14 protein-coding genes are annotated in these 14,632 nt (G+C 40.4%); 12 read left to right on the plus strand and 2 right to left on the minus strand.

Going from position 1 to position 14,632, the window contains the following annotated elements:
• Nucleotides 1–26 precede the first annotated feature (26 nt).
• Nucleotides 27–644, minus strand: coding sequence for a vancomycin high temperature exclusion protein (locus tag SD427_RS10300; RefSeq protein ID WP_320557706.1), 618 nt, complete (start codon nucleotides 642–644; stop codon nucleotides 27–29).
• On the minus strand, nucleotides 641–1,765 hold the full coding sequence (locus SD427_RS10305) for a ferredoxin--NADP reductase (RefSeq protein ID WP_320557707.1): 1,125 nt from the start codon (nucleotides 1,763–1,765) through the stop codon (nucleotides 641–643). The genes SD427_RS10300 and SD427_RS10305 overlap by 4 nt, the downstream gene beginning before the upstream one ends.
• A 31-nt stretch (nucleotides 1,766–1,796) precedes the next feature.
• Between SD427_RS10305 and SD427_RS10310 the strand changes: the two genes are divergently transcribed.
• From SD427_RS10310 to SD427_RS10365, 12 genes are all read left to right on the plus strand, one after another.
• Complete coding sequence (locus SD427_RS10310; RefSeq protein ID WP_320557708.1) at nucleotides 1,797–2,351, plus strand: TlpA family protein disulfide reductase; 555 nt, start codon at nucleotides 1,797–1,799, stop codon at nucleotides 2,349–2,351.
• A 20-nt stretch (nucleotides 2,352–2,371) separates the two neighbouring features.
• Nucleotides 2,372–3,343, plus strand: coding sequence for an iron ABC transporter permease (locus SD427_RS10315; protein ID WP_320557709.1), 972 nt, complete (start codon nucleotides 2,372–2,374; stop codon nucleotides 3,341–3,343).
• A gap of 45 nt (nucleotides 3,344–3,388) precedes the next feature.
• Nucleotides 3,389–4,312: an ABC transporter ATP-binding protein gene (locus SD427_RS10320; protein WP_320557710.1), complete on the plus strand. Its 924-nt coding sequence runs from the start codon at nucleotides 3,389–3,391 to the stop codon at nucleotides 4,310–4,312.
• Nucleotides 4,313–4,477: 165 nt separating this feature from the next.
• Nucleotides 4,478–4,924: a MarR family winged helix-turn-helix transcriptional regulator gene (locus SD427_RS10325; protein ID WP_320557711.1), complete on the plus strand. Its 447-nt coding sequence runs from the start codon at nucleotides 4,478–4,480 to the stop codon at nucleotides 4,922–4,924.
• 74 nt (nucleotides 4,925–4,998) lie between these two features.
• On the plus strand, nucleotides 4,999–7,392 hold the full coding sequence (locus tag SD427_RS10330) for a 3-hydroxyacyl-CoA dehydrogenase/enoyl-CoA hydratase family protein (RefSeq protein WP_320557712.1): 2,394 nt from the start codon (nucleotides 4,999–5,001) through the stop codon (nucleotides 7,390–7,392).
• An 86-nt stretch (nucleotides 7,393–7,478) separates the two neighbouring features.
• Entirely contained in the window at nucleotides 7,479–7,991 is a 513-nt protein-coding gene (gene tnpA / locus SD427_RS10335) for an IS200/IS605 family transposase (protein ID WP_320557713.1), read from the plus strand.
• A 117-nt stretch (nucleotides 7,992–8,108) separates the two neighbouring features.
• Nucleotides 8,109–9,287, plus strand: coding sequence for an acetyl-CoA C-acyltransferase (locus SD427_RS10340; RefSeq protein WP_320557714.1), 1,179 nt, complete (start codon nucleotides 8,109–8,111; stop codon nucleotides 9,285–9,287).
• A 63-nt stretch (nucleotides 9,288–9,350) separates the two neighbouring features.
• Nucleotides 9,351–9,716, plus strand: a complete 366-nt coding sequence (locus SD427_RS10345) for a four helix bundle protein (RefSeq protein WP_320557715.1) — start codon at nucleotides 9,351–9,353, stop codon at nucleotides 9,714–9,716.
• A gap of 78 nt (nucleotides 9,717–9,794) precedes the next feature.
• A complete protein-coding gene (locus tag SD427_RS10350; RefSeq protein ID WP_320557716.1) occupies nucleotides 9,795–11,564 on the plus strand; it encodes an acyl-CoA dehydrogenase family protein in 1,770 nt (589 codons plus the stop codon).
• 151 nt (nucleotides 11,565–11,715) lie between these two features.
• A complete protein-coding gene (locus SD427_RS10355) occupies nucleotides 11,716–11,988 on the plus strand; it encodes a hypothetical protein (protein ID WP_320557717.1) in 273 nt (90 codons plus the stop codon).
• A 120-nt stretch (nucleotides 11,989–12,108) separates the two neighbouring features.
• Nucleotides 12,109–12,555 carry a phosphohydrolase gene (locus SD427_RS10360; protein ID WP_320557718.1) on the plus strand — a complete coding sequence of 149 codons (447 nt, stop codon included), beginning with the start codon at nucleotides 12,109–12,111 and terminating at the stop codon, nucleotides 12,553–12,555.
• 8 nt (nucleotides 12,556–12,563) lie between these two features.
• Nucleotides 12,564–14,612 (plus strand): M48 family metallopeptidase, encoded by a 2,049-nt coding sequence (locus tag SD427_RS10365; protein WP_320557719.1) that lies wholly within the window; start codon nucleotides 12,564–12,566, stop codon nucleotides 14,610–14,612.
• The last annotated feature ends 20 nt before the right edge of the window (nucleotides 14,613–14,632 follow it).

The following is a 14,632-nucleotide window of genomic DNA, read 5'->3' on the forward strand; positions in this document are numbered from 1 at the left end:
GTGTTCAAATATAAAGGAAATATCGTCTAATCCGGTGAAATACCGAAAGCAAAATACACCACCGCCACCGTTCTCGCAAGGATTTCCCTGAACTGGTTCCGGTAGTAGCTTTCGGGTTTACTTACATCTTGGGCATCAAAGCCCAAGGCATTCATATTGTTGTTTCTGGCAAAAAGAAGGGCTCTCAGGTTGTGGAATCCCTGGGATACGATGATCACATTGTCTTTTTTATAGACATCTTTGCAGCGCAGGATACTCTGGTAGGTATTGAATCCTTTCGGGTCTTCGGTAATGATGTCTTCCGGGACCCCTTCCTGATAAATCAGGTAGTTTTTCATGGCTGCCGGTTCATTGTACCCTCTGCTTTTTTCACCGCTTACAATAATTTTTCTGATCCGTCCGTGGTGGTATAATAAAGCTGCCGCGTCCATCCTTTTGGTAAAGTAAGGGTTGGACTGGCCTGATCTCATCTTAGGCGATGTCCCGAGCACCAGGGCTATTTCCCTGGGCGGAATCTTGGAAATCTTGGTGTAGGTCCTTCCGTCGGTAAGGGCAAATACCCATGCATTGGCAAGGCATATCAACAGAACTCCTATTTCTATTGATATACATATCAGATTAAATATGTTTTTTATGATTCTCAACTGAGATCAAAGTTAAGCTTTATTTTCCTGCTTTTTGCTATAGACATGCAGGCAAGGATATGACCTTTCTCCTCTTCTTTTTCCGTTAAGTATTCATTTTCCAGCAATTCCACTTCGCCTTCTTCAAGGATACATTCACAGCTTCCGCAGATGCCCGATTTACAAGAGTAAGGAACATTGAATTTCTGCACCAGTAACTGCTGGAGGATCCTGTCTTCATTGGTAGGAAGTTGGGTGCTGTAGTGTTTGCCCAACATGGTGAATTCCACTTCAACGTTTTCTATCAGGGGAAATTCTTTTTCCACAGGATAGATATCGTCATTATATTCTTCAAAAAGCTCAAAATGGATGTTTTTCTTCGGAATCCCATGATGATAACATGCATTGGCCAGCGTCCTGATCATTTCGCCTTTGCCGCAGATCAGCACTTCATCCACAGCATCCCAGATGGTAGATTCTTCATCTGTATCATCCAGGTGGAGAATCTGGTTGATAATCAGGCTTAATCTTTTTTCGTCCAGCCTTCCGTAAAAAAGACTATTCGGCTGCTTTTCCTGAGAATAAAAATGGAAAATCTGAAGCCGGCCTCCATAGGTTCCGGCAAGGTTATCCAGCTGTTCCCTGTACATTAAATCCTCAGAAGTTTTATTTCCGTAAAATAAAAACATCCTTGTTCTGGGCTCATTATGAAGGATATTTTTGAAATGGCTCAGGATCGGGGTAATTCCTATGCCGGAAGCAAATCCTACAATCGTACGGAATTCGCTGGGTTTTGACACCAGGGTAAACCTTCCGGCAGGCTCGCTTACTTCTATTGCATCACCCACATGATAGTTTTTAAATAAATGCGAAGCCGCTCCCTCTGCGGAGTTCATTTTAATCCCCAATGCTATTTTTCCTTCGTAAGGTGCTGAGGTCATTGAGTAGTCATTGATGACTTCTTCACCCCGGAACTGAAATTTTATACTGATAAACTGACCGGCATCAAACCTGAAATTTTCTTTCAGATGCTCCGGAATCTTAAATTCCAGCGCGAAAGTATTTTTGGTCAGTTCTTCCTTTTTCGTTATTTTTAGCCAATGAAACCGTGTGAGTTTCCCTTTATAGATTTGTTGTTCCATACTTCAATTCAAAAATAAATAAAAAATAATTATGAAAAATATAATTTTATCCACGCTTGTTCTTTTTGCTTTGGCAGCCTGCAAAAAAGAAAGCGAGAAAAATAATGATGCCGCGGCCGCAACAGATTCTGCTTCTGTCCCGGAAACACCTTCTTCAGCGACTTCATTAAAAGTTCTTACTCCGGATCATATTTCAAAAATACTGAATAACAAAAACGATACCTTATATGTAACGAATTTTTTTGCTACGTGGTGTGGTCCCTGTGTCAAGGAAATTCCTCATTTTAAAAGTAAAATTGAAGAATTGAAAGGAAAGCCTGTGAAAATTACTTTTGTAAGCCTGGACCAGAAAGACATCTGGACTACGGAAGTTCCGCGTTTTACCGCAGAGCACGGCATTCAGGATTATACGGTGCTGATGGACGGGCAGCTGATGAATGCCGATTTCTATAAAACTAATTTTAAGCAGTGGGACGGCGGCGCCATACCTTTCACATTTATGAGAAAAGGTGATAAAACAGATGAAACTTTGGGAATGATCAGTGAAGACATGCTTACTTCAAAAATCAATTCCTTTTTAAAATAAAAGCACCTGCATTTCCGGCAATGTCAAAAAAATTTAAAATCCTGTGTCTGCTTTTACTGATTGCCATAATTTTCACTGCAGTTGTTAATCTGAACACAGGATTTTTAAGTCTGAACATTAACGATTTCTTCGGAGAAGCAACCAACAGCCAGATTGCAGAAATCCGGGTAAACCGTGTACTGGTAATGTTTTTAGCAGGAATTTCCATTCCTACTTCCGGGTTTCTCATGCAGGAATATTTTCAGAACCCTTTGGCCGGACCGGATATCCTGGGCATCACTTCCGTGGCAAGCCTTTCCGTCGCTTTTTATATTTTGTTTTCGTATAATATTGACCTTCCCGAGTTTCTCCAGAACAGTTTCCTAAGCCTTTCTTCGATTGCAGGCAGTTTCATTCTCATGCTGTTGCTGCTATCCATGTCTAAAAGGTTTACAGATAAATCACACCTGATTATTTTTGGTTTCCTGATCTCGGCTTTTGCCGGCGCAATCGTTTCCCTGCTGCAGTTTTATGCCGAAAATCAAAGCCTGAAAAATTATGTCTTATGGTCTTTCGGAGCCAATAATATGGTTTCCAGAAGCCAGATATACGTATTGTCGTTACTGGTGCTGGCCGGATCGTTTATGTGTTTTAAAAGCATCAGGCCTTTAATAGGAAATTCTCTGGGAGCTGCCTATGCGCAAAGTTTAGGCGTTAATTTAAATCATTTAAAGCTGTTTATCATCATTGCCTCTTCCCTGCTTTCGGCCTCTGTTACGGCATTTTTAGGGCCTGTTTTATTTATCGGGATTATTGTGCCGCATTTTTGCAGGCTGATTTATAACCCCGCAAAGCTCTGGCAGCAGTGGGGGCTGAACATGCTTCTGGGCATGCTGATGATGCTGTTGTTTTCAATTATGGCTGAAAAATCCCAGATCCCTTTAAATGTAATAAGTTCCCTTTTCGGGATTCCTGTTATTCTTACCATGCTGCTGAAACAGAATAAAGCGTAAAATGATAAACAAACATAACCCGTTTGAGAAAAATAATTGAATAAAATGCACCTACACATCAAACAAGCGGACATAGGCTACGATAAAACCCTGATTTCAAATGCAGATGCAAACCTGAATTTAGGGGAAGTATGCCTGTTAATCGGGAATAATGGTGTAGGAAAAACCACTTTGATTAAGTCTGTGCTGCACCAAGTTCCTCTACTGAATGGGGAAATCTCAATCAACAATAAAAATATAAAACATCTTTCCGTAAAGGAGATTGCAGAACATATTGCTGTTGTTTTTTCAAAATCGGTCATCCCTCAGAATCATACGGTTGAGGATCTTATCTCATTGGGAAAATACATTTATTACCCATATTATTTTGAACTCAAAAAAGAAGATAAAAAAGAAGTTTCGGAAATTATCCGTGAACTGGATCTGGATCAGTACAAACATATCTTTTTAAGGAACCTTTCAGACGGGAATCTCCAGAAAGCATTTATCGGAAGAGCTCTGACCCAGAACTCACCGATCATTATCCTAGACGAACCGACAACCCATCTGGATGAAAAAAATAAAATCACCATTCTTAAGACACTCCGGAAGCTGGCGAAAGAACAGAATAAACTGATCCTTTTCTCCTCTCATGACTGGCGGCTGGCCAAGGAATTTGCAGATAAAATCTGGTATATAAAGGATAAAACGCTGTATTCAGGAATGGTGGAGGACGTTTTGCTTCAGCATGAAGAGCTGATCAATCCCTCTCTGTTTGAAGTCAATAAAAACTTTATTTCCCCGCATATCTTAGCACCTGGCTTACACAAAGAAATGCTGTACTCGCTGCTCCAGAAAAATTTCCAGGAAGATCTTTCATCTCTGCATTTCGAGCTTCAGCAGAAGATTTGGGTTATTTCATACAATTCCTTAAGACATCAATGCGAATCTTTTGAAGAAATTGTTAATTTCGTGAAAACCATTTATTAACAGGCACTTTTCCTTGCTTAATTCACATACTATGCATGCATAGTATTATGCTAATCATACAATTTAATCCTTTAATAATCAGATTGTTAACAAATTTTAACGTTAATAAATACTATGCATGCATAATATTTGCTACATTTGAGTAACACCTTTTTCAATAATAACATGGATAACAAAGATAAAATAGAAAATGTAGATTTAATTTTAAAACAGACCTGGCTTGCTGTTTCTAAAATGTATACAGATCTTGCTCAGGAACATGATTCTACAGCCGTACAGGCACTTACTCTTCTTAAAATAGATCCTAAAGAAGGTACAAGAAGTACAAATCTCGGACCTAAAATGGCTATCGAGCCTACTTCTCTTACAAGGATCATCAAACTTCTTGAAGATAACGGCTATATCTATAAAGAAAAGACAACCACAGATAAACGCGAAGTGATTATTAAGCTTACCGATAAAGGGCTTAATTCCAGGAACATGTCCAAAGAAGTCGTGGTAAACTTCAATAAAAGGATCATGGAGAAAATTGCTCCGGAAAAGCTTGAAACTTTTAAAGAAGTAATGACTGAGATTATGAAAATTGCAGTAGATCTTAATAACAGAAAATAAGTATCTGTCTGGTAAGGATAAGCCATTCAGAACAACAGATACATAAACCAAAATAAATAATAAATATAAGTATAATGAAAAGAAGAATCAAACACGTTACCGTTCTTGGTTCAGGAATTATGGGAAGCGGTATTGCGGCGCACTTTGCCAACATTGGTGTGGAAGTTTCGCTGCTGGACATCGTTCCGTTTGAACTGTCTGAAGCAGAACAGAAAAAAGGTTTGACCAAAGAAGACAGAGCCGTTCGTAACAGAATTGCTTCGGAAAACTTTGAAAAACTGAAGAAGGCAAGTCCGGCACTGCTCTATTCCCCGAAATTTGCGGAGAGGATCAGTGTTGGAAATTTTGATGACGATTTACAGAAAATTAAAAATACGGACTGGATTATTGAAGTGGTGGTTGAAAAACTGGACATCAAAAAATCAGTATATGAGAAAATTGAAAAGTTCAGAAAACCGGGAACGCTGATTTCTTCAAATACTTCAGGCATCCCTATCCACCTTTTAACTGAAGGAAGAAGCGATGATTTCAAACATTATTTTGCAGGAACTCACTTCTTTAACCCTGTACGGTACCTTCCTTTGTTAGAAATTATTCCTACCCAGGATACTGCCCCGGAAGTCATTGATTTCTATATGCATTACGGCGCCAAGTTCTTGGGAAAAACGACCGTTTTAGCAAAAGATACCCCGGCTTTTATTGCCAACAGGATCGGGGTATTCTCCATGATGGACCTTCTTCACAATGTTCAGAAGTTGGGTCTTAACGTTTCCGATGTTGATAAATTAACCGGTCCGGTAATCGGACGACCGAAGTCGGCAACCTTCAGAACAGCTGATGTGGTAGGGCTTGATACTTTGGTGATGGTGGCAAACGGTGTCAGCCAGAGCGGTTTTGAGGCCAATGATTTCAATAATGTCTTCTCCCTGCCGGATTACATCCGGAAAATGGTTGATAACAAATGGTTAGGTTCAAAAACACAACAGGGATTCTATAAGAAAGTAAAAAATGCTGAAGGAAAATCCGAAATCCACGGATTGAACCTTGATACGCTGGAATATGAGCTTCAGGGAAAATCTTCATTCCCGACCTTGGAACTTACCAAAACAATCGACAAGCCGATTGACCGTTTTAAAGTCCTGATCGGAGGAAAAGACAAGGCCGGAGAGCTGTACAGAAAGTCTTTGGGGGCGCTGTTCGCTTACGTTTCACATAAAGTTCCGGAAATTTCCGACGAGGTTTACAAAATAGATGATGCCATGAAAGCCGGCTTCGGCTGGGAAAACGGGCCTTTTGAAATATGGGATGCCGTAGGGATCAGGAAAGGGATTGAACTGGCTGAAGATGCAGGTTACGAAGTTTCCGGCTGGGTTAATACCATCGAGTCTTTTTATAAAGTCAATGAAGAAGGGCAAAGTATTTACGTTGATAAAAATTCAGGGGAATACAGCAAAATCCCGGGACAGGATTCATTTATCATCCTGGATAATATCAGAAAAAACAAGACCCTCTGGAACAATTCCGGTGCTGCCATCGAAGATCTGGGTGATGGCATCATCAATTTTGAAATCCGCTCTAAAATGAATTCTCTCGGTGGCGAAGTGCTGGACGGATTAAACCGGGCCATTGACCTGGCTGAAAAAGAATATGACGGACTGGTCATCGGAAACCAGGGTACCAACTTCTCCGTAGGCGCAAACCTGGCCATGATCTTAATGATGGCCATCGAACAGGACTGGGACGATCTGAATATGGCCATTGCCTATTTCCAGAAATCCATGATGCGGGTGCGATACTCCTCTATTCCTGTAGTCGTGGCTCCTCACGGGATGACGCTGGGCGGCGGCTGTGAAATGACCATGCATGCAGACCGGGTGGTTGCCGCAGCAGAAACCTATATCGGATTGGTAGAAACCGGAGTCGGTGTAATTCCCGGCGGTGGCGGAACCAAAGAACTGACGCTAAGGACATCAAGGGAATTCCATAACGACGATGTTAAGAACAACAGGCTGCGTGAAGCATTCATGAATATTGCGATGGGTAAAGTGGCCACATCTGCCTATGAAGCCTACGATATGGGAATCCTTGAAAAGGGGAAAGACATTGTTGCGGTTGACAAGCGATCACAGGTCATGACGGCAAAAATGCTTGCTAAAAGCCTTGCTGAACACGGATATACCCAGCCTGTCGAACAGAAAGTAAAAGTTCTGGGCAAAGATGCACTGGGGATGTTCTATGTAGGAACCGATCAAATGTTAACCGGAAAATATATTTCTGAGCACGACAAAAAAATTGCAGATAAACTGGCCAACGTTATGGTCGGCGGAAATCTTTCCGAACCTACCGTTGTCACTGAACAGTATCTGTTGAACCTTGAAAGGGAAACGTTCTTGCAGCTTTGCGGGGAACGGAAAACACTGGAAAGGATTCAGTATATGTTACAGAATGGGAAACCGCTGAGGAATTAAAAATAAACTCCGTAGGAGCGAACTATTAATAGTTAAGAATAATTTACAGATTTTAAACCGCCTCGTAGAGGCGACCTGTTAATTTTATGGCAAATACGTACACAAAAATTTGTATTCAAATTGTTTTCGCTGTTAAAGGCAGACAAAATCTGATTCCAAAAGAAAACAGAGAAGAATTGCATAAATTTATTACAGGTATTGTTTCCCATAGAAACCAAAAATTGTTTGCAGTGTTTGCCATGCCAGATCACATACATATTCTTGTAAGTATGAGCCCGACAGTTTCAATTTCAGATTTGGTAAGAGATATTAAAGCAGGTTCATCCAAATTCATCAATGAAAAGAAATGGATAAACCGGAAATTCAACTGGCAGGAAGGTTATGGAGCATTCTCTTATTCTAAAAGCAGCGTGGATTCAGTTGTTAATTATATTTTGAATCAGGAACAGCATCATAAAAATAAAACTTTTAAAAGTGAATACCTGGATCTTTTAGAAAAATTTGAAATTGAATACAGTCCGGAATATTTATTTGAATGGATTGAAGATGAACAGGCCGCTCCTACGGAGCTCTATAAATTGCAAAACAAAAATCTATGAACAGTTTACCTCTATGAGGCAGAAAATGCTCAAAATATGATAATTAAATTAAAGCAAATTTATTCTAAATAACGTACACTGTACTTTTTACATTGTACATAATACATTTTACATAAAATGAAAACAGCATATATAGTAAAGGGGTTCAGAACGGCCGTTGGAAAAGCGCCAAAGGGAAGTCTGAGATTTACAAGACCCGACGTTATGGCAGCTACTGTAATTGAAAAATTAATGGCTGAGCTGCCGCAATTGGATAAAAACAGGATTGACGACCTTATTGTAGGAAACGCAATGCCTGAAGCCGAACAGGGATTAAACGTAGCCCGTTTGATTTCTTTAATGGGATTAAATACCGATAAAGTCCCAGGAGTGACAGTCAACCGGTACTGTGCATCAGGAAGTGAAGCGATTGCCATTGCTTCGGCAAAAATCCAGGCCGGCATGGCCGACTGTATTATTGCGGGCGGAACGGAATCCATGTCATACATTCCGATGGGCGGTTACAAGCCGGTTCCCGAAACGGATATTGCCAAAACCAATCCTGATTATTATTGGGGAATGGGTTATACGGCCGAAGAAGTGGCCAAGCAGTATAAAATTTCCCGGGAAGAACAGGACCAGTTTGCTTTTGAATCCCACAGGAAAGCCTTAAGGGCGAATCAGGAAGGACGGTTTGCGGACCAGATTGTCCCGATTCCCGTAGAATATAATTTTCTGGATGAAAACCAGAAAATGCAGACTAAGAAATTCGATTTTTCAGTGGACGAAGGCCCCAGGGCCGATACGTCTCTCGAAGGTCTGGCTAAATTAAAACCGGTTTTCGCAAATGGAGGAAGCGTAACGGCAGGAAACTCTTCGCAGATGAGCGACGGTGCCGCTTTCGTAATGGTCATGAGCGAAGAAATGGTGAAAGAATTAGGATTGGAACCTGAAGCCCGACTGGTAGCCTATGCCGCTGCCGGGCTGGAACCCAGAATTATGGGGATGGGACCATTATACGCCATTCCGAAGGCACTGAAACAGGCCGGTTTGGAACTTAAAGACATTGAGCTGATCGAAATGAATGAAGCATTTGCCTCTCAGTCCGTAGCCATCGTAAAAGAACTGGATATCAACCAAGACATCCTGAATGTCAATGGCGGCGCGATTGCTTTAGGCCACCCGCTGGGATGTACCGGAACCAAATTAACCGTTCAGCTGCTTGATGAAATGAAAAAACGCGGCAACAAATACGGCATGGTGACCATGTGCGTAGGAACCGGACAGGGCGCAGCGAGTATTTTTGAACTTTTATAGATCGTTAGATAATAGATTATGAGATAATAGACTGATAGATAATAGAATATAAGCGTATTGAAGATGAGTAATTTTAAAAGGCATAATTTTAAAAGACTTAAAATTTGGCAAATGGCATTGGATCTATCAAAAAGCACTTTGGATTTGACTGATACTTTTCCGGCTTATGAAAAATATGGTTTGAAAAGCCAGATGGACAGATGCGCAATTTCTATTCCTTCAAATGTAGCTGAAGGCTCAAGCAGGACCAATAAGTCTTTCAGTCACTTTTTAGATATTTCTCTAGGATCTTCATTTGAACTTCAAACACAGATTTTATTGGCAAATCACAGAAAATATGTATCTGATGAAAAAAGTGAAATCTTTGAAGCCAAAATAGAAGAATTTCAAAAAGCAACGATGGTATTTCAAAATACATTAAACCCTTAACATAATCTATTATCTATCCGTCTATATTTATTTATCAATTATCTAAAACATCTTCACAGTAACTTAAAAAATAAAACAATGAACAACATACTAAAAGGAGGAGAATTCCTGATCAAGGAAATTCCTGCAAACGACATCTTTACGTTAGAAGAACTTTCAGAAGAACAGAAAATGCTCCGGGATTCCGCAAAAGAATTTATAGACCGGGAAGTAATCCCTCAGAATGTGAGGTTTGAGAAGAAAGATTATGCCCTGACAGAAGAAAAAATGCGTAAGCTGGGCGAAATGGGCCTTCTCGGTGTAGCAGTTCCGGAAGAATACGGCGGCCTGGGAATGGGCTTTGTGAATACGATGCTCGCCTGCGATTACTGCTCCGGGGCAAACGGTTCACTGGCAACGGCTTATGGCGCGCACACCGGAATCGGTACCCTTCCGATCCTGTTGTACGGAACTGAAGAGCAAAAGCAGAAATACCTTCCGGATCTGGCTACAGGTACAAAATTCGGAGCTTACTGCCTAACGGAGCCGGACGCAGGTTCTGATGCCAATTCAGGAAAAACGAGGGCCAAGCTTTCCGAAGACGGGAAACATTATATCATCAACGGACAGAAAATGTGGATTTCCAATGCCGGTTTTGCAGAGATTTTCATCGTCTTCGCTAAAATTGAAGATGATAAAAACATCACAGGGTTTATCGTGGAGAAAGAAGGTACCGAAGGATTAAGTTTCGGTGAAGAGGAACATAAGCTGGGAATCCGTTCATCTTCAACAAGACAGGTATTCTTTACGGATATGAAAGTGCCCGTTGAAAACCTTCTGGGGGAAAGAAACAACGGTTTCAAGATCGCCCTGAATGCTTTGAATGTAGGAAGAATCAAACTGGCAGCGGCCAACCTGGACGGACAGAGAAGGATTCTGAACCATTCCCTTCAATATTCCAACGAGAGAAAACAGTTTGGCGTTTCGATCTCAACATTCGGAGCCATCAGAAAAAAGCTGGCGGAAATGGCTACCGGGATTTTCGTTTCCGAAGCCGGTTCCTACAGAGCGGCAAAGAATGTGGAAGATAAAATCAATGAACTGGTTGAAGGCGGCATGAACCACCAGCAGGCTGAATTAAAAGGCGTGGAAGAGTTTGCCGTAGAAGCTTCGATCCTGAAAGTATTCGTTTCAGATTTAACACAGCATACTGCTGATGAAGGGATACAGGTATACGGCGGAATGGGATTCTCTGAAGAAACCCCGATGGAAGCAGCATGGAGGGATTCAAGGATCGGAAGGATCTATGAAGGAACCAACGAAATCAACCGTCTTTTATCCGTTGGCATGCTGATTAAAAGAGCAATGAAGGGTGAACTTGATCTGTTGTCACCGGCAATGGCGATTTCAAAAGAATTGATGGGCATCCCGTCATTTGAAGTTCCAGACTATTCTGAATTCATGAGCGAAGAAAAAGCAATCATTGCCAACCTTAAAAAGGTATTTTTAATGGTTTCCGGTGCTGCACTTCAGAAATACATGATGGATATTGAGAAGCAGCAGCATCTGTTACTGAATGCATCAGAAATCCTTAACCAGATCTACATGGCGGAATCTGCAGTTTTAAGAGCTGAAAAACATTTTTCCGCAGATTCTGTTGAAGCGTTGATGGCTCAGCTTAACCTTTATAAAGCCGTGGAAAAAATTATTACATCCGCAAAAGAAGGAATCGTTTCTTTCGCAGAAGGCGACGAACAGAGAATGATGCTTTCCGGATTAAGAAGGTTTACAAAATATACCAATACACCGAATGTAGTGGCACTGACAGAAAAAATAGCTGCCCATTATATCAGTAAAGGAGCATATTAGTCTTTTATATATCAATTTGATTTCTTAATCAAGCGCCCCATGATCTGGGGCGCTTTTTATTTATATGTAATTTTTTCCGGAAAGTAAAAATGAAGAGAGGTAATAAAACCGTTTTAAAAATTATTTTTATTTTTATCAAAAATTACCACCTATGAAAATTGTATTATTTACCCTTCTTTTTATTTCAGTTTCATTCTCGGCACAGAGAAAAAAGTTAATGTTTAAAACGGATACGGTAGGGATGAAAAAACCGGATCCAGGCAAACCTGCAGGCTCTCAGAAAGATGTTTATAAAATGCCCAACGCAAAGCCTGCCCATGATTCCGTATATTCCGGCATGAAGGATAAAAGAATTGACACGACGGACTATAAAATACTTAACGGAATAACTCCTGATCCTAAAAACAGTTCCAGACTAAAATAATCATTCTTTAGACTGACTTACGACTGAACATCCTGTCTTTAGAGATATTTATTAAAAATAATCTTAAAATATAGCCTCCGGATTTGAGGCATTTTTTATTTTTGCACTTTATAAGTTATAATGACAAAAGAAGAACTACTGCACCGGGCTATAAAGATTGCTGATAAAGCACACAAAGGGCAGACGGATAAATACCATGCTCCTTATATAGCTCATGTCATGCGCGTTATGGAGTACGGCAAAACCATGGATGAGAAGATTGTAGGCGTTTTGCATGACGTTGTGGAAGACCACCCGGCAGAATTCAGTCTGGATTATTTAAGGGATGAAGGATTTCCGGAATACATCATTTTTGCAATCAGCTGTCTCACGAAGTTTGATCCTGAAGAAGAATACGATGATTTTGTAAAAAGAACCGAACGTTCCCCTCTTGCTGTGGCCGTAAAATTAAATGACCTCCGTGATAATATGGATTTGAGAAGGGTAAACCGCGAGCTAAGCCAGAAAGACATCAAAAGATTCAATAAATACCTGAAAGCTTACCATTACCTGACAGATAAATATTAAAAAACCACATGACTAATAACCTCCCTCCTGTTTCAGCAGCTTACAGATCTAAGCTTATATCTGCCATTGCCTCGGTTTCACTATTTTTCTTCGTTTACTTTATCTTAATCCTTATTTCCCTGTCGTTCATTTTCCTGTTGGGTTACGGAGCCCTGCAGATTGTCAGGCTTCATGCCAACTATTTTACCATTGCCATTGCGCTGGGGCTGGTAAGTGTGGGGCTTGTCGTATTTTATTATCTGATCAAGTTTATTTTCAAAAAAAGCAATTACAGCAATAACCATTTAATTGAGGTGGACCGCAAAAACCAGCCTGAGCTTTTTTCCATGATCGATGAAATGGTAAAGGAAACAGCAGTAAGACAACCCGGCAAGGTATTTCTTTCCTCAGAAGTAAATGCGAGCGTAAGCTACAGCTCCACTTTCTGGAGTATGTTTTTGCCCGTCAGGAAAAATATCACTATCGGCATGGGCCTGATCAATGCCACGACGGTTGGCGAACTTAAGACCGTCCTGGCACATGAGTTCGGGCATTTTTCCCAGAGAAGCATGAAAATCGGCGGATATGTAAACCAGGCTGAAAAAATTATTTTTGATACAGTTTACAATAATCAGGATTTTGAAAATTCTTTGAAATACGGTTCCGGACATTGGATCTATCAGCTTTCAGCGTGGATCTCAATAGCCTTTATTAATGCATTCCAATACATCCTGAAGATTTTCTCTGATTTCCTGTTTAAAAACAATGCTTCTTTACGGCGGGAAATGGAGTTCCATGCGGATTCCGTTGCCACCTATGTTACCAACCCGAAAGAACAGGCTGCTGCATTATTGAGATTAAGTTTAAGTGATACTGCATTCAGCAGTTCACTGATGTTCTATGCAGAAAGCAGTCAGGCATACTTCCCGGAAAACCTCTTCGGGAACCAGACTTCAATAATGAAAATTTTAAGTGACCGGAATAATTATCCTTATGAAAACAGTTTGCCAAAAGTAAGCCTTGAAGACCTGACCCGCTACAATAAATCAAAAATTGAAATTGAGGACCAGTGGTCATTCCATCCTGAGAATGACAAAAGGATTGAGATAATCCGGAAAAACAAGACAAAAAACCTTCCGGAAAACAATGAACCGGCAAAAAGTGTCATCCGCGGTTTTGATGAGGTCTGCAAAGCTTTGACGAAAAAGCATTTAGCGATGTGTGGGATTGAAAGCACCGGTGAAATAATAAGCGATGAAAGATTTGTGCAGCTGTATAATGAAACCTATCCGTATAAAAAGATCAGTTCAGCCTTCAACGGATATTATGAAAACCACAATCCTGTATTGGAAAATATTGAAGATCTTACCCGTACACCTGCCAATACAGAAATCTATGATTTTTTTAACGATGAAAACCTGTCGTTGGTGTACGAGAAGGCCGGAATCAGCAATGACCTTTATACACTGGAATATCTTGCTGCCAATTCCAAAACAGTTAAAACGTTTAAATGTAACGGCAGGCTTTACAAGGCCAATGAAGCCAAAATTTTAATCCCGAGGTTTACAAAAAATTTCGAAGAATTGAATTCCATGCTTGTTGAAAACGATAAGAATGTCTTTAAATATTATTACAGTAAGGCAGATGCATATGATAAAGAAACTTTAGTGGCAAAATATAAGAAATTTGCCCTGCTCGACCATGAGTTTGATATATTCCAGAATTCTATCACTGAATTCATCCGGCATCTGCAGTTTATTTCCGTTACTTTGCCTGTAGAGGAGATTAGGAAGCACAGAGCGGTACTGCTGAAGAATGAGAAACCATTCAAGGAGATCCTGAGGAAATTCGTTGAAGAATCCGGTTATCAGGGGCTTATCACTCCGGAAGACCAGCAGGTTATTAAAGAATTTATCAATTCAGAATACATTTATTTCAATAATGACCGGTATATTCAGCCGGAAATCGATGCGGTAATCAATCTGGTGAATAGGTACCAGGAAATCTTAAATACAGCCTATACAGAGTACAAAGAAGGGCTTCTTGATTTTCAGACAAGACTTGACCAGGCTTCCTGATTGATTGATTATTATTGATT

Origin of the sequence: Chryseobacterium sp. JJR-5R (genome assembly GCF_034047335.1) — a bacterium.
Classification (GTDB): domain Bacteria; phylum Bacteroidota; class Bacteroidia; order Flavobacteriales; family Weeksellaceae; genus Chryseobacterium.